The organism is Teichococcus aerofrigidensis (genome assembly GCF_054073225.1).
Genome location: NZ_JBSXMU010000017.1, coordinates 24,165 through 42,407 on the forward strand (window position 1 = coordinate 24,165; position 18,243 = coordinate 42,407).

19 protein-coding genes and 1 tRNA gene are annotated in these 18,243 nt (G+C 70.9%); 11 read left to right on the forward strand and 9 right to left on the reverse strand.

Translation table 11 applies throughout. The features are described 5' to 3' along the window. Positions 1-106: 106 nt before the first annotated feature. Positions 107-2,032 (forward strand): RNA polymerase sigma factor RpoD, encoded by a 1,926-nt coding sequence (rpoD, locus tag ACVMLK_RS06315; RefSeq protein WP_457485909.1) that lies wholly within the window; start codon positions 107-109, stop codon positions 2,030-2,032. A 2-nt stretch (positions 2,033-2,034) separates the two neighbouring features. Next, the gene (locus ACVMLK_RS06320; protein ID WP_457485910.1) at positions 2,035-2,610 is read left to right on the forward strand and encodes an N-acetyltransferase family protein; all 576 of its coding nucleotides are present in this window, start codon (positions 2,035-2,037) and stop codon (positions 2,608-2,610) included. Between the two features lie 66 nt (positions 2,611-2,676). Here the strand turns inward: ACVMLK_RS06320 and ppa are convergent, their stop codons facing one another. After that, the gene (gene ppa / locus ACVMLK_RS06325) at positions 2,677-3,198 is read right to left on the reverse strand and encodes an inorganic diphosphatase (protein WP_422921616.1); all 522 of its coding nucleotides are present in this window, start codon (positions 3,196-3,198) and stop codon (positions 2,677-2,679) included. 153 nt (positions 3,199-3,351) lie between these two features. On the opposite strand from ppa, the gene ACVMLK_RS06330 reads away from it, so the two are divergent. From ACVMLK_RS06330 to ACVMLK_RS06350, 5 genes are all read left to right on the forward strand, one after another. Beyond that, positions 3,352-4,575: an E22 family MetX-like putative esterase gene (locus ACVMLK_RS06330; RefSeq protein ID WP_422921615.1), complete on the forward strand. Its 1,224-nt coding sequence runs from the start codon at positions 3,352-3,354 to the stop codon at positions 4,573-4,575. Positions 4,576-4,635: 60 nt separating this feature from the next. Next, a tRNA-Ile gene (locus tag ACVMLK_RS06335) sits at positions 4,636-4,708 on the forward strand. A 115-nt stretch (positions 4,709-4,823) separates the two neighbouring features. Continuing rightward, positions 4,824-6,503, forward strand: coding sequence for an energy-dependent translational throttle protein EttA (ettA, locus tag ACVMLK_RS06340; protein ID WP_198366078.1), 1,680 nt, complete (start codon positions 4,824-4,826; stop codon positions 6,501-6,503). 10 nt (positions 6,504-6,513) lie between these two features. Beyond that, positions 6,514-7,059: a GNAT family N-acetyltransferase gene (locus ACVMLK_RS06345; RefSeq protein WP_232477030.1), complete on the forward strand. Its 546-nt coding sequence runs from the start codon at positions 6,514-6,516 to the stop codon at positions 7,057-7,059. 226 nt (positions 7,060-7,285) lie between these two features. Then, on the forward strand, positions 7,286-7,708 hold the full coding sequence (locus ACVMLK_RS06350; RefSeq protein WP_198366080.1) for a hypothetical protein: 423 nt from the start codon (positions 7,286-7,288) through the stop codon (positions 7,706-7,708). A 9-nt stretch (positions 7,709-7,717) separates the two neighbouring features. On the opposite strand, the gene ACVMLK_RS06355 is transcribed toward ACVMLK_RS06350, so the two are convergent. After that, complete coding sequence (locus ACVMLK_RS06355) at positions 7,718-8,524, reverse strand: helix-turn-helix domain-containing protein (protein WP_457485911.1); 807 nt, start codon at positions 8,522-8,524, stop codon at positions 7,718-7,720. Between the two features lie 133 nt (positions 8,525-8,657). On the opposite strand from ACVMLK_RS06355, the gene ACVMLK_RS06360 reads away from it, so the two are divergent. Next, the gene (locus ACVMLK_RS06360) at positions 8,658-9,050 is read left to right on the forward strand and encodes a hypothetical protein (protein ID WP_422921612.1); all 393 of its coding nucleotides are present in this window, start codon (positions 8,658-8,660) and stop codon (positions 9,048-9,050) included. Between the two features lie 20 nt (positions 9,051-9,070). After that, entirely contained in the window at positions 9,071-9,397 is a 327-nt protein-coding gene (locus ACVMLK_RS06365; protein ID WP_198366082.1) for a DUF1330 domain-containing protein, read from the forward strand. Positions 9,398-9,401: 4 nt separating this feature from the next. Here ACVMLK_RS06365 and ACVMLK_RS06370 read toward each other — a convergent pair whose 3' ends face one another. From ACVMLK_RS06370 to ACVMLK_RS06385, 4 genes are all read right to left on the reverse strand, one after another. Continuing rightward, complete coding sequence (locus ACVMLK_RS06370; RefSeq protein WP_198366083.1) at positions 9,402-10,208, reverse strand: ABC transporter permease; 807 nt, start codon at positions 10,206-10,208, stop codon at positions 9,402-9,404. A gap of 1 nt (position 10,209) precedes the next feature. Then, entirely contained in the window at positions 10,210-11,055 is an 846-nt protein-coding gene (locus tag ACVMLK_RS06375) for an ABC transporter permease (protein ID WP_198366084.1), read from the reverse strand. 85 nt (positions 11,056-11,140) lie between these two features. Next, positions 11,141-12,415, reverse strand: a complete 1,275-nt coding sequence (locus ACVMLK_RS06380) for an ABC transporter substrate-binding protein (protein WP_422921611.1) — start codon at positions 12,413-12,415, stop codon at positions 11,141-11,143. Positions 12,416-12,430: 15 nt separating this feature from the next. Beyond that, on the reverse strand, positions 12,431-13,444 hold the full coding sequence (locus tag ACVMLK_RS06385) for an ABC transporter ATP-binding protein (RefSeq protein WP_457485912.1): 1,014 nt from the start codon (positions 13,442-13,444) through the stop codon (positions 12,431-12,433). A gap of 232 nt (positions 13,445-13,676) precedes the next feature. Between ACVMLK_RS06385 and ACVMLK_RS06390 the strand changes: the two genes are divergently transcribed. Continuing rightward, complete coding sequence (locus ACVMLK_RS06390) at positions 13,677-14,654, forward strand: hypothetical protein (RefSeq protein ID WP_457485913.1); 978 nt, start codon at positions 13,677-13,679, stop codon at positions 14,652-14,654. 3 nt (positions 14,655-14,657) lie between these two features. On the opposite strand, the gene ACVMLK_RS06395 is transcribed toward ACVMLK_RS06390, so the two are convergent. Together ACVMLK_RS06395 and ACVMLK_RS06400 are read right to left on the reverse strand one after the other, a co-directional pair. After that, positions 14,658-15,290: an MlaC/ttg2D family ABC transporter substrate-binding protein gene (locus tag ACVMLK_RS06395; protein WP_457485914.1), complete on the reverse strand. Its 633-nt coding sequence runs from the start codon at positions 15,288-15,290 to the stop codon at positions 14,658-14,660. Positions 15,291-15,301: 11 nt separating this feature from the next. Then, entirely contained in the window at positions 15,302-16,117 is an 816-nt protein-coding gene (locus ACVMLK_RS06400; RefSeq protein ID WP_457485915.1) for an MlaA family lipoprotein, read from the reverse strand. A 217-nt stretch (positions 16,118-16,334) separates the two neighbouring features. Here ACVMLK_RS06400 and metF point away from each other — a divergent pair, with 217 nt between their 5' ends. Then, a complete protein-coding gene (metF, locus tag ACVMLK_RS06405) occupies positions 16,335-17,336 on the forward strand; it encodes a methylenetetrahydrofolate reductase (protein WP_457485916.1) in 1,002 nt (333 codons plus the stop codon). Here metF and ACVMLK_RS06410 read toward each other — a convergent pair. After that, positions 17,333-18,145, reverse strand: a complete 813-nt coding sequence (locus ACVMLK_RS06410; RefSeq protein WP_232477033.1) for a hypothetical protein — start codon at positions 18,143-18,145, stop codon at positions 17,333-17,335. The two genes, metF and ACVMLK_RS06410, sit on opposite strands and share 4 nt — an antisense overlap. Between the last annotated feature and the right edge of the window lie 98 nt (positions 18,146-18,243).

The window sequence follows — 18,243 nt, forward strand, 5'->3', positions numbered from 1 at the left end:
ACCCGGCGCGGTATTCGGCCCCCGCCACGGCGGGGCCCTGGGACCCAGACGAGAGTTCCGGTTGTCCTCGCGGGCTGCCGGACAGCGTCAGACGGAGCGGATCGGCATGGCGAGCAAGGTCGCGAACAGCACCGACACGGTCGAGAACCGCGATGAGGCCGTCGAGGGGGCGCTCCTCGACACGGTCGCGGCGGCGGTCAAGAAGCTGGTCGTGCGCGGCAAGGAGCGCGGCTACGTCACCTATGACGAGTTCAACCAGGCGCTGCCGGACAGCCAGGTCTCCTCCGAATTCATCGAGGACACCATGGCGATGCTGAGCGATCTCGGCGTCAATGTGGTGGAGGCCGAGGAGCCCGAGGACACCGAGACCGCCGCCGCCAAGCCCGCCGCCAAGGCGGAGGGCGAGGAGGAAGAGGAGGAGGAGGACAGCTCCGGCAACGTCAACGAGGAGAGCCTCGGCCGGACCGACGACCCCGTCCGCATGTACCTGCGCGAGATGGGCAGTGTCGAGCTGCTCTCCCGCGAGGGCGAGATCGCCATCGCCAAGCGCATCGAGGCGGGGCGGGACGCGATGATCGGCGGGCTCTGCGAGAGCCCGCTCACCTTCCAGGCCATCCTCACCTGGCACGAGGCGGTCAAGGACGGCCGCATGCTGCTGCGCGACGTGATCGACCTCGAGGCGACCAACGCCGCCGACAGCCCCGACGTGCCGCCCGCCGCCGAGGCGGAGGAGTTCGAGGAGGGCGAGGAAGGCGAGGGCATGGGCCTCTCCCTCTCCGCTCTGGAAGAGAAGCTGAAGCCCGAGGCGCTGGCGACCTTCGAGGCCATCGAGGACCTCTACACCAAGCTGCAGAAGCTGCAGTCGAAGCGGATGGAGGCCTATACGGCCGGCGAGGAGTTCGCCGCCCGCACCGAGAAGACCTATGAGCGGCAGCGCCAGGAGCTGGTCGCGCTGGTGCAGCGGGTGCAGCTGCACAACAACCGGATCGAGGAGCTGGTGGACCAGCTCAAGGGGCTGAACCGCCGCATCACCGGGCTGGAGGGGCAGGTGCTGCGCCTGGCCGAGGCCAGCAAGGTCAAGCGGGACGACTTCCTGGACCACTGGCGCGGCGCGGAGATCGACCCAGCCTGGTTCGAGCGCATCGCGGCCCTGCCGCAGAAATCCTGGAAGAACTTCGTCGAGCGCTCGCGCGCCGAGGCGGAGCGGATCCGCGGCCAGATCGGCCAGACCGCGGCGCTGACCGGCCTGCCGGTCGGCGAGTTCAAGCGGGTCTATGCCACGGTCAGCCGCGGCGAGCGCGACATGACCCAGGCGAAGAAGGAGATGATCGAGGCCAACCTGCGCCTCGTGATCTCCATCGCCAAGAAGTACACCAATCGCGGCCTGCAGTTCCTGGACCTGATCCAGGAGGGCAACATCGGCCTGATGAAGGCGGTGGACAAGTTCGAATACCGCCGCGGCTACAAGTTCTCGACCTACGCCACCTGGTGGATCCGCCAGGCGATCACCCGCTCCATCGCCGACCAGGCGCGCACCATCCGCATCCCGGTCCACATGATCGAGACGATCAACAAGCTGGTGCGGACCAGCCGCCAGATGCTGCACGAGATCGGCCGCGAGCCGCAGCCGGAAGAGCTGGCCGAGAAGCTCGGCATGCCGCTGGAGAAGGTCCGCAAGGTCCTCAAGATCGCCAAGGAGCCGATCAGCCTCGAGACGCCGATCGGCGACGAGGAGGACAGCCACCTCGGCGACTTCATCGAGGACAAGGCGGCCATCATCCCGCTCGATGCCGCCATCCAGTCGAACCTGCGCGAGGCCACCACCCGCGTCCTGTCGAGCCTGACGCCGCGTGAGGAGCGCGTGCTGCGGATGCGCTTCGGCATCGGCATGAACACCGACCACACGCTGGAGGAGGTCGGGCAGCAGTTCAACGTGACGCGCGAGCGCATCCGCCAGATCGAGGCCAAGGCGCTGCGCAAGCTCAAGCACCCGAGCCGCAGCCGGAAGCTGCGCTCCTTCCTGGACAGCTGAGGATGGCCCTGTCCCTGGTCGAGCCGGCGCAGCGGGTGGTGGTGGATGTCACCTTCCTGCGCATGGCCGCCCCGCCCCGGGAAGCGGCGCCCGCCCTGCCGGCCGGGCTGCGGCTGGAGCGCCTGGCGCGGTGCAGCGTGGCCTTCTACCGCTACCTCTACAACACCGTGGGGCAGGATTACGTCTGGTGGCTGCGCCGGGCCGCCAGCGACGCCGAGATCGCCGCCATCCTGGCCGATCCGGGCGTCTCCATCCATGTGCTCTACGAGGGCGGCGAGCCGGCGGGCTTCTTCGAGCTGGAGCACCGCGCCGCCGCAGGCCAGACCAACATCGCCTATTTCGGGCTGCTGCCGCATGCGGTGGGCCGCGGGCTCGGCAAGGTCTTCCTGCGCGCGGCGGTGGATGCCGCCTGGGCCGAGGGCGGCGCGCTGGTCACGGTCAACACCTGCACCGCCGACCATGCCCGCGCCCTGCCGAACTACCTGGCGGCGGGCTTCACGCGGCTGCGGACGGTGCGGGAGGTCTGGCCGGTGCCGCTGCGCCTCGGCCTGAAGGTGCCGGAGCGGCTGCTGGCCTGACCCGGCCCCGCCCCCTGGCCGGTGGGGAGAGGCACCGCCGTCATCCCCCCGCCCGGCCGGGGCCCGTTACTTCGCCGCGGCGATCTGGCGGGTCAGGATCTCGGCCGCCTGGGCGGCGTCGCCCCAGCCCTTCACCTTCACCCACTTGCCGGGCTCCAGGTCCTTATAGCGGGTGAAGAAGTGCTCGATCATGTCGCGGGTGATCTTCGGTAGGTCGTCCATCTCCTTCACCTCGGTGAAGACGAGGGAGATCTTGTCGTGCGGCACGCAGATGAGCTTCTCGTCCTGGCCGCTCTCATCCTCCATGAACAGCACGCCGATCGGCCGGGCGCGGATCACCGCGCCGGGCACCACCTGGGCGGGCACCAGGACCAGGGCGTCGGACGGGTCGCCGTCATCGGCCAGGGTGCCGGGGACGAAGCCATAGGCGGCCGGATAGGCCATCGGGGTGAACAGGAAGCGATCGACGATGACGGCGCCGCTCTCCTTGTCCACCTCGTACTTCACCGAGCTGCCCTGCGGGATCTCGATCACGACGTTGATGTCGTGCGGCGGGTTCTTGCCGGTGGAGAGCTTGGTCACGTCCATAAGGGGCCATCCATCATCTGGCGTCGGAGCCACGGCTGTTAGCAGGGGGCGGCGGCGGCGTCCATGCGGGAGGCCGGGTTGGGATGCCTGGGCGTCTGGGCCCTTGCCGGGCGCCCGGCCGGTCGCGCAGCATGGCGGCCGGAGGATACGAGCATGACCACCCGCCGCCGCCTGCTGGCCACCAGCCTGGGTCTTCCCCTGGGTCTTCCCGTGGGTCTCGCCCTGGCCGCTGCCGGGCCGGGGCGGAGCGCCGGGGCGCAGGAGGCCGCGCCACCGGTGCCGCGCCGCGACTTCACCGTCCAGGGCTACACGACGCGCGGTGGCGCCACCCTGCCGGCCATCCGCACCGGCTACCAGACCGCCGGCAGGCTCAACGCCGCCGGCGACAACGCCGTGCTGATCACGCATTTCTTCAGCGGCAACGGCCAGGCCTTCGGCCGTAACGACCCGGACGGGCCGCTCGGCTGGTGGGACGCCGTCATCGGCCCCGGCCGCCCGATCGACACCGACCGCTACTTCGTCGTCGCCGCGGACAGCCTGGTGAACCTCAACGCCCCCGACCGCTACACCGTGACCACCGGCCCCGCCTCGGTGAACCCCTCGACCGGCCGGCCCTGGGGCATGAGCTTCCCAGTGGTCTCGATCCGCGACTTCGTCGAGGTGCAGAAGCGGCTGCTGGAGCATCTGGGCGTGAGGCGGCTGGCCCTGGTCGCCGGGCCGAGCATGGGGTCGCTGCAGGTCATCGAATGGGCGGCGGCCTATCCCGAGATGGTCGAGCGCGCCATGCCGGTGATCGGCACCGGGGAGATGGATGCCTGGATGCTGGGCTGGCTCGACCTCTGGGCGGCGCCGATCCGCACCGATCCGAACTGGCGGGGCGGCGACTACTACACCCAGGGGCGCGACCCGCCGATCCGCGGCCTGACCGAGGCGCTGAAGCTCGTGACGCTGCATTCGCGCGACCGCGGCTGGGCGGCGGCGCAGTTCGGCCGCCGCCCCGCCGAGGGGCAGGACCCGGCGCGGCGCATCCAGGACCGCTACGCCATCGAGACCTGGCTGGAGGGCGCGGCGGCGGCGCGGGCGCGGCTCTCGGACGCCAATTCCTTCCTCTACCTGGTGCGCGCCAACCAGCTCTTCCTGAGCGAGTACGGCAGCACGGCGGAGGCTCTGGCGCGCAGCCGGGCGCGCTGGCTGGTCGTGCCCAGCCGGGGCGACCGGGTCTTCCCCCTCGAATACAGCCGCGAGCTGGTGGCCGGGCTGCGCGCCGCCGGCCAGGCGGTGCAGGAGGCCGAGCTTTCGGGCGGGCTCGGGCATCTGGAGGGCGTGGCCAACATCGCCCAGGCGGGAGAGGCCATTCGCGGCTTCCTTGCCGCCTGAGCGCCGCCGGTCTAGCTCTTGGCCGGAAGGGGCGCGATTCGCCGCCCCCGCCTTCCCGGCGCGCCCGTAGCTCAATGGTCAGAGCGGGCCGCTCATAACGGCTTGGTTGCGGGTTCGAGTCCTGCCGGGCGCAGGGGAGGGGGCAGGGGAGGGGGCAGGGAAGGGCGCGGGGAAACCCTTACGCTTGGCGCGCGGCGCCATGCTGGCTAGAACCGGGGCCGAACCTCTGCCCCGGGATATGTCCGACCATGGCCGCTCACCAGTACGTCTACGTGATGAAGGATCTCACCAAGTCCTACCCGGGCGGGCGCGAGATCTTCAAAGGCATTACCCTCTCCTTCCTGCCCACCGCCAAGATCGGCGTGCTCGGCCCGAACGGCGCCGGCAAGTCCACGCTGATGCGGATCATGGCGGGCATGGACCGCGAGTTCGGCGGCGAGGCCTGGGCGGCCGAGGGCGTCAAGGTCGGCTACCTGCCGCAGGAGCCGCATCTCGACCCGGACAAGACGGTGGGCGAGAACGTCCGCGACGCCTTCGGCTCGCTGGCGGCGGATCTGGAGCGCTTCAACGAGATCTCGATGAAGTTCGCCGAGGAGATGAGCGAGGAGGAGATGAACACCCTCCTCGCCGAGCAGGCCGAGCTGCAGGAGCGGATCGACGCCGCCAATGGCTGGGATCTGGACCGCACCATCGACATCGCCCTCGACGCGCTGCGCTGCCCGCCCGCCGACAGCCCGGTGACCAACCTCTCGGGCGGCGAGCGGCGCCGCGTCGCGCTCTGCAAGCTGCTGCTGGAGAAGCCCGACCTCCTGCTGCTCGACGAGCCGACCAACCACCTCGACGCCGAGAGCGTGTCCTGGCTGGAGAAGACGCTGCGCGAGTACCAGGGCGCGGTGCTGATCGTCACCCACGACCGCTACTTCCTCGACAACGTCACCAACTGGATCCTCGAGGTCGATCGCGGCCGCGGCATCCCGTATGAGGGCAACTACTCCGCCTATCTCGCCGCCAAGCGCAAGCGGCTGCAGCAGGAGGAGAAGGAGGAGAGCACCCGCCAGCGCCAGCTCGCCGAGGAGCAGGAGTGGATCGGCCGCAGCCCCGCCGCCCGCCAGGCCAAGAGCAAGGCGCGCATCCAGGCCTATGAGGAGCTGCTGGCCAAGAGCCAGGAGCGCGCGCCCGACCCCACCGAGATCCAGATCCCGCCCGCCCCGCGGCTGGGCAACACGGTCATCGAGGCCGAGGATCTGCGCAAGGGCTTCGGCAACAACCTGCTGATCGACGGCCTGTCCTTCAAGCTGCCGCCCGGCGGCATCGTCGGCGTCATCGGCCCGAACGGCGCCGGCAAGTCCACCCTGTTCAAGATGATCACCGGCAAGGAGAAGCCGGATGGCGGCACGCTGCGGATCGGCGAGACCGTCTCCCTCGGCTATGTCGACCAGTCGCGCGACACGCTGGATGACAAGCGGACCGTCTGGCAGGAGATCTCCGACGGGCAGGACCTGATCACCATGGGCAAGCGCAGCGTGCCCTCGCGCGCCTATGCCGCCGCCTTCAACTTCAAGGGCTCCGACCAGCAGAAGCCGGTGGGCGTGCTCTCGGGCGGCGAGCGGAACCGGGTGCATCTGGCGAAGATGCTGAAGGAGCCGCACAACGTCATCCTGCTCGACGAGCCGACCAACGACCTCGACGTGGACACGCTCCGCGCGCTGGAGGAGGCCTTGCAGGACTTCGCCGGCTGCGCCGTGATCATCAGCCACGACCGCTGGTTCCTTGACCGGCTGGCCACGCACATCATGTCCTTCGAGGGCGACAGCCACGTCGAATGGTTCGAGGGCAACTACCAGGCCTACGAGGCCGACCGACGTCGGCGTCTTGGCGCGGCGGCCGATCAGCCGCACCGGATCAAGTACCGGCCGCTCACCCGGTAAGCCGGTGGACATGCCGGCGCGGGTGGAATCCCCGCACACGGTGCGCACCGCCCGCCTGGTGCTGCGCCCCGTCGAGCCGCGGCATCTGGCCGATCTTGTCGCCCTGAAGGGGGACGAGGCGGCCTTCGGCCTGATGCTGCACGGCCTCCGCACGCCCGAGCGGGCAGCGGAGGAGTTGCGCGATGACATCGAGTTCTGGTCGGTCCGGGGCTACGGCACCTGGGCGGTGCATCGTGGCGAGGACGAGGCCTTCCTGGGCATCGTCGGCCTGATGGAGCGGCCGGACGGGCGGGGGGTGGCGCTGCGCTTCGCCCTCTGGCCCTGGTCGCGCGGGCGTGGCTATGCGCGGGAGGCGGCCCGTGCGGCGCTGGACTTCGGTCATCGCGCCGGGCTGCCGCGCATCATCGCGGTGGCGCGGGAGAGCAACCTGGCCTCCCGCGGGGTGCTGGGGGATCTTGGCCTGCGGGCCTGCGGCCGCTTCATGCACCAGGGCCATCCGATGATGGTGTTCGAGAGCCTGCGCGCCCCGCCGCCCCTGGCGCAGCAGGGGGGCTGAGGAGAAGGGGAGGATTGTGGCGACGCGGTCACAGCCCACGATGAACACAATCCCGCCACAATTCTCTCCATCGAGATTATCGAGTTTTTTCAATTGATTATGATCGAGATGTAAGGTTTCGCCTGGATGAAATAAGGCGGTCCCGCCTTATTTTCACTTGTGTCGCTGCGTCGCACAAAAGATAAGGAGGCCGGGGAGCAAACGGACCAGCGCCTGAGGGGGCCTGATGTCGTCGTTCCGCAGCATCCTGACCGGTCTTTTCGTCGGCCTCCTGGCGCTGGGCGCCAGCCCGCCCCTTCGCGCCCAGTCGGTGGAGCCGCTGTCTCCAGCCGAGGCCGGCTTCACGCTGCGCGCCGCTTTCGGAGGCGCCATGCCCTATGCCCGGCGGGAATCCTTCGTGGTGGCGACGCTGGCCGGTCCCGCCGCCGGCCGCCGCCTCTCCCTGGCCAGCACCCTGCCGCTCTCCGGCCTGGTCCGGCCGGTCTTCGACGCCCGGCCGCAATACGTGCTCGGTGCCGGCCTCGGCCTGGCCGAGATCGGCGGCGCCCGGCTGTCGCTCGACGGGCTGATCTCGGCGGGGGCAGAGCCGCCCGCGGGGGAGGAGCGCCGCCCGCTCCTGGGCCTCGCCCGGTTGCGCCTGGTGTTCTGAGCCGGCGCCTCAGCCGGCGGCGGCCAGCCGGGCCATCGCGGTGGCGGTGGCGTCGTCGGCCGGGAAGAAGGCCTCGATCGTCACTTCCGACAGCGTCACATCCACCGCCGTGCCGAACACGGTCGTGGTGCTGAGGAAGCTGAGCGGCCCGGCCACGCCTGCCAGCCGCAGCGGCACGGCGATGCCGCCCTCCTCCACCGGCGCCGCCCGGGCGCCTCTCGCCTGCGGCGGCGGTGGATAACCCTTCAGCTCCTCCAGCAGCCGCAGCAGCACGGCGTCCGATGAGGCCTGCACCTCGTGCGCCAGCCGCGCCAGCAGGTGCGCGCGCCACTCGGCGAAGTTCAGGATGCGCGGCGCCAGCCCTTCCGGGTGCAGGCTGAGGCGCAGCACGTTCACCGGCGGCTGCATCAGAGGGCCGGACAGGCCGCCCAGCAGCCGGAACACGGCGGCATTGGCCGAGAGCAGGGTCCAGTGCCGGTCCACCGCCAGCGCCGGATGCGGCATGTGGCCGTGCAGGATGCGCTCCACGGCCTGCCGCGCCGCCGCCAGCTCCGGCGCCTGCAACGGCCGCTCGCCATAGGCCGGCGCGAAGCCCGCCGCGGCCAGGATGGCGTTGCGCTCGCGCAGCGGCACGCGGAGCTGCTCCGTCAGGTGCAGCACCATCGCGCGGCTGGGCATGGCGCGGCCGGCTTCCAGGTAGCTCAGGTGCCGCTGCGAGATCTCGGCCTCCAGCGCCAGCGCCATCTGGCTCAGCCGCCGCTGCTGCCGCCAGTGGCGCAGCAGCGCGCCGGCGGTGGGACGCTCCGCGCTCATCATGCGCCGAACCTAGCCAGCCCTCCCGCCGCCCGACAATGACCTCCGAGGTTATCGCGCCGCTCCCGCCTCCCGGCTCAGCATCGGCCCGCCGGCACCGCATCCCGTGGCGCCGCGAGCGACCGAGGAGCTTGCCATGACCACGCCTATTCCCTCCCTCCGCGCCCTGCTGGGGCTCGATGCGCTGAGCTGCGCCGGCATGGGCGCCGTGCTGCTGGCGGCCCCCTCCGCGCTGGGCGGCTGGATGGCATTGCCGCCGGCGCTGCTGAGCGGGGCGGGGCTGGCGCTGCTGCCCGTGGCGGCCTTCATGGCCTGGCTGGCGCGCGGGCCCGGCGTGCCGCGCTGGGGGCTGCGCCTGGTGGTGGCCGGCAACCTGCTCTGGGTGGCGGCGAGCCTGCTGCTGCCGTTGCTGGGGCTGGTCTCCCCCAACGCGGCGGGCTGGGCCTTCCTGCTGGGCCAGGCCGGCTTCGTCGGCATCATGGCCTGGCTGGAGGCCACGGCCGGGCGCGCCCCGGCGGTGGCGGCCTGATGCGCGCGGAGGATCGGGCCATGACCTGCCATGCCGTCGGTCTGCTGCACGCGGTGGAGATGGGCCCGGAGATCGTGGCCTACCTCGAAGGGATCGACGCCACGCTGGCGCCCTTCGGCGGCCGCTTCCTGATCCATGGCGGGCCGCGGGAGGCGCTGGAAGGGCAGTGCGACCGCGACCTGATCGTCATCGCCTTTCCCGACCGGGCGGCGGCCCGCGCCTGGTACGCCTCGCCAGCCTACCGGGCCATCCTGCCCTTCCGCCAGCGCCATGCGAAGGGAGAGGTCTTCCTGATCGACGGGGTGGAGGAGGGGCACCGCGCGGCCGACATCCTGCGCGGGGCCTGAAGCCTCAGGCGCCGCGCCGCCGGCGCAGCAGCCGCACCCCGAGCAGGGCGCCGCCGATCACCAGGAAGGACAGGGCGGTGGAGACGGTGCCGAGCGCGTAGAGCACCGGCGTCGTCACTGTTGTGGTCATGCCCAGGATCTCCAGCGGCAGGGTGTTGCCGCTGCCGGCCGTGAGCAGGGTGCGGGCGAATTCGTCGAAGGACAGGGTGAAGCCGAACAGGGCGATGCCGACCACGCCGGGCGCGATGATCGGCAGCACGACGTGCCGGAAGCCCTGCCACGGCGTGGCGCCGAGGTCGCGCGCCGCCTCCTCCCAGCTGCGGTCGAAGCGGTTGAACACGGCGAAGATGATCAGCAGGCCGAAGGGCAGCGTCCAGGTGAGCTGCGCGCCGAAGGCCGAGGAATACCAGGCCGGCTCCCATTCCATCAGCGTGAACAGCAGCCCGATGCCGAGGGAGACCAGGATCGAGGGCACGATCAGGCTGGCCAGCGTCAGGTAGAACAACGCGCCGCTGCCGGCGAAGCGGCGGCGGAAGGCCATGCCGGCGGCGAGCGAGACGACCACCGTGCAGGCCGTGACCATCGCCGCCAGGGCCAGGGTGCGGCGCATGGCGGCGCCGAGGTCACCCACCGCCTGGGGCTGGAACAGCCGCGTGAACCAGACCGTGCTGACACCGTTCATCGGGAAGGTCAGCCCGCCATCCGGCCCCTGGAAGGAGAGGATGGCGATGGTGATGGTCGGGCCGTAGAGGAACAGCAGGAAGGCGGCGAAGAGCGCGCCAAGCAGCAGGCGCGCGGCACGGCCGGGCATCTCAGAGCTCCTTGCGGATATCGATGGCGCGCAGCATGGCGGCGACCAGCAGCAGCACCATGGCCAGCAGCACCACCGCATTGGCCGCGGCGGCGGGATACTGCATCAGCCCGATCTGGTTCGAGATCATCAGCCCGACCGAGGCGCTCTGCCCGCCGCTCATCAGCCGCACCGTGGCGAAGTCGCCCATCACCAGCACGACGACGAAGATCGAGCCGATGCCGATGCCCGGCTTGCAGAGCGGCAGGATGACGCACCAGAGCGTCTGCCAGAAGCCGGCTCCCGCATCGCGCGCCGCCTCCAGCAGCCGGTGGTCGATGCGCATCATGGTGTTGAAGACCGGCACCACCATGAACAGCGTGTAGAGATGCACGAAGGCGAGGATGACGGCGAAGTCGGAGAACAGCAGGAACTCCAGCGGCCGGTCGATGGCGCCGAGCCCGATCAGCGTGTTGTTCAGGATGCCGTTGCGCCCGAGGAAGGGGATCCAGGCGATCATGCGGATCAGGTTGGAGGTCCAGAACGGCACCGTGGTCAGCACGAAGAGCAGCATGCGCCAGGTCGGGTCCCGCACCACGAAGGCCAGGAAATAGGCCAGCCAGAAGCCGAGCAGCAGCGTGATCGCCCAGGTCAGGCCGGCGAACCAGAGGGTCTTGAGATAGGTCTGCCACGTGACCCAGGAGGAGAACACCTCCCGGTAGTTGGTCAGCACGAAGTCGGGGATCAGGCTGAAGCTGTCGTAATCGTAGAAGCTGACGACCACCAGCATCGCCATCGGCACGACGAGGAACACGGCCAGCACCAGAGCCAGCGGCGCGGCCTGCAGCCAGGGCATCCATCGGGACATGAAGGGCATCACTCCGGGCCGGAAGCCCGGGAGGGCGCGCGGCCCCCCGGGATGGTGTCGCGCGGGACAGGCCGCGCGGGAAGCCTCAGGCGGCGATGAACTCGTTCCACTTCTGGACCATGTAGCGGTCCTGATCCATCACCGAGTTCCAGCAGACCACCCGGCCCATGCGCTCGGCGAAGGCGCCGCCGTCGCGCACCGCGCCCGCCTTCTCCATCTCGCGGCCATCGGGCGAGAGGATCGGGGCGGTGGCGGGCTTGCCCTCCATCCAGTAGCCCCACTCATTCTCGCTCATGTTCTGCTTCGCCGTCTCCAGCACCGCCGAATAGTAGCCCTGGCGGTTGAGGAAGGCGCCGGCCCAGCCGGAGAGATACCAGTTGAGGTATTCATAGGCGGCGTCGAGCTGCAGCCCCGAGACGTGGCGCATGACGCCGAGGCCCGAGCCCCAGGCGCGGTAGCCCTCCGCCAGCGGCTGGTAGGTGCAGGGGATGCCGCGCGAGCGGACCGCGGCGACGGCGGGCGACCACATGGACTGGATGACCACCTCGCCCGAGGCCATCAGGTTGACGCTCTCGTCGAAGGTCTTCCAGAAGGCGCGGAACTGCCCGGCGCGCTTGGCCTCGATCAGGAAGGCGATGGTCCTGTCGATCTCCTCGCGCGTCATGTTGCCCTTGTCGCCGTATTTCACGACGCCGGCGCTCTCGGCCACCATGGCGGCGTCCATGATGCCGATGCCAGGGATGTTGAGGATCGAGGCGCGGCCCTTGAAGGCCGGGTCCATCAGGTCCTTCCAGTGGCTGATCGGCCGGCCGACCAGATCGGGGCGGATGCCGAGCGTGTCGGCGTTGTAGATGGTGGGCAGCAGCGTCATCAGCTCGGTGCGCTTGCCGGCGAAGCTCTTGGCATCCCTGCTGTCCACGAAGCCGACGGAGAAGGGCGAGGTGCCCTGGCCCATCTGGCTGTCCGGCGTCAGCTTCCCCGTGGTGAAGATCGGCACGAGCTTGTCGATCAGCTTGATCCGCGTCGTGTCGATCGGCTGCACCGCGCCGGTCGGATAGACCTTCTTGATCGAGAAGTACTCGATGTCGGCGATGTCGAAGCTGCGCGCCTGGGTGGCGGCGCGCTGCGCCACGGCATCCGTGTCGGTCACGGTGAGCTGCAGGGTGAAGCCGAGATCCTTCTTCACCTGCTCGGCGATCGGGTTCAGCCCGGACACGCCGGTGCCGATCTGGCGCAGCGTCACATCCTTGATGTTCTGCGCCCAGATCGTCGGGAATCCGGTGATGGCGCCGCTGCCCAGCGCGGCGCCGGCCAGCGCCAGGGCGCCGCGGCGGGTGAGGGCGGTCTTCGTCTCGTGCATCGTCAGGCGCTCCTGTCAGGCGGGGGGCAGGGCATGCGCGTCCTGCGCAGACCAGCCGAGGGTGGCGGCCTCCCCGGGCGCGACCGGGGCGGCGTGGAAGCTGGCATCGGGCAGCAGCGCCTCGGCCGTCTGCCCGTCCGCCGCGCGGAGCACGACGCGCACCGCGCTGCCCTGGTACTCGACGGCGGTGACCTGTCCGGCGAGGTTGGGCCCGGCGCGGTCAGGCCCCGCGAGGTCAGGCCCGGCGGCGGCCGGGGCGAGGCGCGTGCGGTCCGTGCGGATGGCGAAGCGGCCCTGCGGCAACTCCAGCACGTTGTGGCCGCCGATGAAGCGGGCGACGAAGGCGCTGGCCGGGCGCTCGAAGATCTCGCGCGGCGGCGCGGCCTGGGCAATGCGGCCATGATCCATCACCACGGCGAGGTCGGAGAGCGCCATGGCCTCCTCCTGCCCGTGCGTGACATGGATGAAGGTGATGCCGAGCTCGCGCTGCAGCCGCTTCAGCTCCTCGCGCATCTGGCCGCGCAGGAAGGGGTCGAGGGCGGAGAGCGGTTCGTCGAGCAGCAGCACCTTGGGGCGGGTGATCAGGGCGCGGGCCAGGGCGACGCGCTGCTGCTGGCCGCCGGAGAGCTGCGCGGGCAGACGGTCCGCCATCGTCTCGAGCTGCACCAGGCGGAGGAACTCCCGCGCCCGCGTCAGGCGCTCCGCCTTGCCCACCCCGCGCATGCGCGGCCCGAAGGCGATGTTCTCAAGCGCCGAGAGGTGCGGGAACAGGGCGTAGCTCTGGAACATCATCGCCGTGCCGCGCTCGGCCGGCTTCAGGTCCGTGACGTTGCGCCCGGCCAGGAGGATGTCTCCCGCGCTGATGCTCTCATGGCCGGCGATCATCCGCAGGGTGCTGGTCTTGCCGCAGCCGGAGGGGCCGAGCAGGCAGCAGTAGCTGCCGCCGGGGATCAGGAGGGAGAGGCCGTCCACCGCGACGGTGGCGCCATAACGCTTGGTGACGCCGATCAGCTCCACATCCGGCCGCAAGCCCGTCCTCCTCCTGCCATCCGCCGCCCCCCATGCAAGCGCCGCACCAGGGAGGCGCCCACCGGCGCGCCGGCGATCGGCACCACGGTCGGAAGGGCGGATTGCCCAGGATGAAGGCAGATGCTCCCGCCACCGGCCGGGGCTCTGCCGGCCTCCTGGGCACCTCCTTCATTCTGAGGATGCGAGGAGGACTTGTGTCTCTTAATCTGGAAGGACAGGACAAAGGACCTTCATGCCGGACACCACCTCCACGATCTGCGGGACCTGCCCGTCCCTGGCGGACATGGCCTGTTTGGTGCCGACGCTGAATGCGGTGGTGGACGCGGCCTGGCATCCCGGCTGGGCGCCTGCCGCCCTGGTGCGCCTGGTCCAGTTCTGCGGAGCGCTGCGCGAGGGGACCGATCCCGAGAAATGGGCGATGCTTCGGCACAGCCTGCGGGAGCATCCCGTGCGCCGCCTGGTGATGGAGGACCCGCTGGCCCGGCTGGCGCTGGAGCATCCTGGCGACACGGCCGGCCATCCTCTCCTGCGCGACCTGCTGCTGGGCCTGGGCGAAGGGCCGCGGATGCTGGAGCAGGCCTCGCGGGCCGGGCGGGATCTTTTCGCGGTCTCCTCGCAGATCGGCCTGCCCGCCGGGTTGAGGGGCCAGGCCGCCTTCCTGGCCAGCGTGGTCGAGGGGGTGCTGGAGCGGCAGCCGGGGGCGGAGATCCTCACGCTCGGCGCGGGCCATCTGCGCGAGGCCGCCCTGGTGCGGCAGCGCGGCGCCATCGGCCGCTGGGTGGCGCAGGCCACGGAGCAAGACGTCCTGACGCGGATGCGGGACAGCCTGCCGTCTGGTCTGCCGGTGCGGAGCCTGCGCTGCAGCCTCGGCGGCTTCGTGCGCCGGCCCTACATGCGTGGCTGCTTCGACCTCATCCTGCTGCCCCTGCTGCCGGATGCGCTGGATGCCAACGGGCTGCGGAACCTGGCCGATGCCGCCTTCGCGGCGCTCAAGCCCGGCGGGATGCTGCTGATCGGCAGTCCCGCCGGCCCGGCGCCGGAAGCGGCCTGGATGGAGGCCTTCCTGCACTGGCGCCCGACGTGGCGCACAACGCAGGACCTGCTGGCGGCTTTCGCGGTGCTGCCGCCGGCCCAGCTCACGACCTGCCGCGCCTTCAGCAGCCCGGAAGGCCGGCTGGTCTATGCGGTGGCGGAGCGCCGGCGGCGCTGAGGCTCAGCGCCCTTCGCGCGCCGCCAGGGCGGCGATCTGCCGCCGCATGGCGTCGAGCAGGGCGGAGACCTGCCCGCCATTGCGGCTGATCACCGCCGAGTACTCGCTGCGCTGGGTCAGGCGGAGCGAGGTGCCCTCGGCGATCACGTCCACCACGCGCGGCTGGCCGCCGACCTCGCTGACCCGCCAGTCGAGGCTGAAGGGGGCGCTGTTGGGTAGCTCGATGACGGTGTTCACCAGCGCGTCATCCTCCGTGCGCTGCTGGCTGCGGCCCAGGCTGAAGCGCACCCCCTGATACTCGCCGAAGCGCGCCGAGAGGTTGCGGATCAGGGTCTCCTCGAAGAGCCGCATGTATTCCTGCTGCTCGGCAGGCGTGGCCACGCGCCACCACCGGCCGAGCACGAAGCGGCCCACGCCCTCGACATCCACGGCGCGGCGCAGGATCGCGGCCACCTGCTGGCGCCGCGTGGCGATGTCCTGCTGCGCGTTGATCGCGCTCACGAGATCCCGGCCGGTGGTCTCGATGAAGCTGCCGGCGCGGCCGATATCGACCTGCGCGCGGGCGGCGCCGGCGGCCAGGAACTGCGCGGTGAAGGGAAGGGCCAGCGCGCTGGCCAGGAGAAGGCGGCGGTTCATCCGGTTCGATCTCATTCCTTGCCGAGCGGAGCGAGGGAGGGGCGCGTGTCCAGCGGCCCGCCGATGCCGAAGCCGGTGGCCCGGGCCTCCGGCGCGGTGCCGCCTCCGTTGCGGATCTCGTAATTGCGGCCCTGGCGGTAGGCGCTGCGGATGGTGCTGTAGGGGTCGAGACTGGTCGCCCTGACGTCCGCGATGGTGTCCAGCAGCCCCTCACGCGTATCCAGGATGGTCAGCCCGGTCTGCACCCAACCCAGTGTCTCCGCCGTGTTGTCCCCATTGGCCACCACCCAGGTGATCGGGTTGGCGGCGATGTCGACTCCAAACCCCACAAGGTCGCGCGGGTTGCTGGGGCCGAGCACGGGGATGAACAGATAGGGGCCTTCGCCCAGGCCCCAGACGGCGAGGGTCTGACCGAAATCCTCGCCATGGCCGGGCAGGCCGACCTCCTTCGCCACGTCGAACAACCCGCCGATGCCGAAGCTGCTGTTCATCAGGAAGCGGGCCAGGGTGGTGGCGCTGCGCTCCACGCTGCCCTGCAGCACGTCGTTCATGAAGATCACCGGGCTGCGCAGGTTGGTCAGCACATTGCGCACGCCGCCCCGCACCGGCTGCGGCAGGACGAAGCGGTAGACCCGCGCCGCGGGCTCCAGCACGACGGTATCGATGCCCTCGTGCACCGCGTACATGCCGCGGTTGAAGGGCTCCAGCGGGTCGTTGTTCTGCTCGAACTCCGCCAGCGCCTCGGGATCGCTGGCCGGCGGCCGCGTGGCGCAGGCGGACAGGGCGAGCAGGCCGAGCAGCAGGAGAAGCGGGCGGCGGACGGGCATGGTGGGCAGGGTTCCTGACGGCGCGCGGCACGGCGCTGGCTACGGGTACATACATCCGCGGATGGATGTATGGAACAGGCTATGGCCAAGTCTCAGTGAACAACGTTCCGCGACGACGAGGGATAGCATTCTCCCGGCCGCGGGGACGCAATTTCTCCCGGATGTTCCATTTTCCCTGGACGTTCAATTTCTCCCGGGTCTGCGGTAGAGAGGAGGCATGAGCCATCTCCCCGACCACGCCAATGTTGCCCCTGCCGCCGCGGATCTCTCCGCCGGCGCGAGTCCCGGGACCCTGCAACGCTGGCTGACGGGACCCCGGGTCGCCGGCCTGCCCCTGCCGACCGAGCTGCCGCCGCCGGCGCTCTCCTTCGAGTTCTTCCCGCCGCGCACCGAGAGCCTGGAGCAGCAGCTCTGGGCCTGCGTGCGGCGGCTCGAGCCGCTGGCGCCGCGCTTCGTCTCCGTCACCTACGGCGCGGGCGGCACCACGCAGGAGCGCACCCATGCCATGGTGGCGCGGCTCGTGCGGGAGACCTCGCTGACCCCCGCGGCGCACCTGACCTGCGTCGGTGCCAGCCGGGCCGAGGTGGACGAGGTGGCGCACCGCTACTGGGCGGCGGGCGTGCGCCATATCGTCGCCCTGCGCGGCGACGCGCCGGCCGGGCAGGAGAGCTATGTGCCGCACCCGCAGGGCTATGCCTATGCCGCCGACCTGGTGGCCGGGCTGCGGCGCGCGGGCGATTTCGAGATCTCGGTCGCCGCCTATCCCGAGACGCATCCCTCCGCCCGGTCGGCGCAGGAGGACCTCGACAACCTCAAGCGCAAGATCGATGCCGGGGCGACCCGCGCCATCACCCAGTACTTCTTCGACACCGAGGTCTATCTGCGCTTCCTCGACCGGGCGCATGCCGCCGGCATCACCGTGCCGATCGTGCCGGGCATCCTGCCGGTCTCCAACTTCACCCAGGTGGCCAAGTTCTCGGCCATGTGCGGCGCCAGCGTGCCGGCCTGGATGGGCCGCCTGTTCGAGGGGCTGGACGATGATCCCGAGACCCGCCGCATGGTGGCGGCCGCCCTCGCCGCCGAGCAGGTGCGGCTGCTGCAGGCCAACGGGGTGGACGAGTTCCACTTCTACACCCTGAACCGCGCCGACCTGACCTATGCCATCGCCCATATCCTGGGCGCCCGGCCGATGCGGCAGGCGCCGGCCGACCCGGCCTAGGCCGGCCGCGCCGGGCTCTCCGGCGCCAGCCGGCGATAGACCGGGCGCAGCAGGAAGGGGCTGAGGAAGAGCGGGAACTGGCAGAGCGCGCAGAAGATCAGGATGCGCGCATCCGCCGTCGCCGGCAGCACCGCGAGGTAGAGCGCCATGTTGCGGTTGCCGGAGAGCAGCCCGGCCGACAGGCCGAGCCGCCATCCGGCCGGGCGGAAGGCCAGGGCGGTCAGGGCGTTCAGTCCGAAGCAGGTGGCGAAGGCCAGCAGCAGCCCGCCCAGCATCATCGCCGGCGCCTGCAGCATCCGTCCCAGCATGCCGTCCATCACCCCGAAGCCGTAGACCACCACCAGCAGCACCGAGGCGCCATCCACCGCCCGGCCCCAGCGGGCCAGCCGCGCCGGCCCGGCCAGGGCGCGGATGGCGAGCGAGACCAGCAGCGGCAGCCCCACCACCAGCAGCAGGCGGGCCGTCAGCCCGCCGACCGTCAGCGCCAGGTCGATGCCGAGCAGGCCGAGCGCCAGCGGCGGCGCGGTGAAGGGCAGCAGCAGGGTGGAGAGCAGGGCCACCACCAGCGCGATCTCGCCATCCAGCCCGACCAGGCGGGCGAAGGCGGGGGAGGAGGTCGCGGCGCAGCCGGTCGCCATCACCACCATGCCGGCGCCGAATCCCGCCTCCAGCCCGGCCGTCCGCACCACCGCGTAGGTGACCAGCGGGCAGGCCAGGAGCAGCCAGGCCAGCAGGGCGGCGACCAGCAGCGGGCGGCGCAGATAGGCCAGCACCTGCGCCGGATCGACCCGCAGCAGCACCAGCGTCATCAGCACCACGACCGAGGGGGTGAGCAGCGGCCGCGCGGCGCTGGCGAGCGGCGGCAGGAAGAGGCCCGCGAAGATGGCCAGGGCGAGCAGCGGCCCCC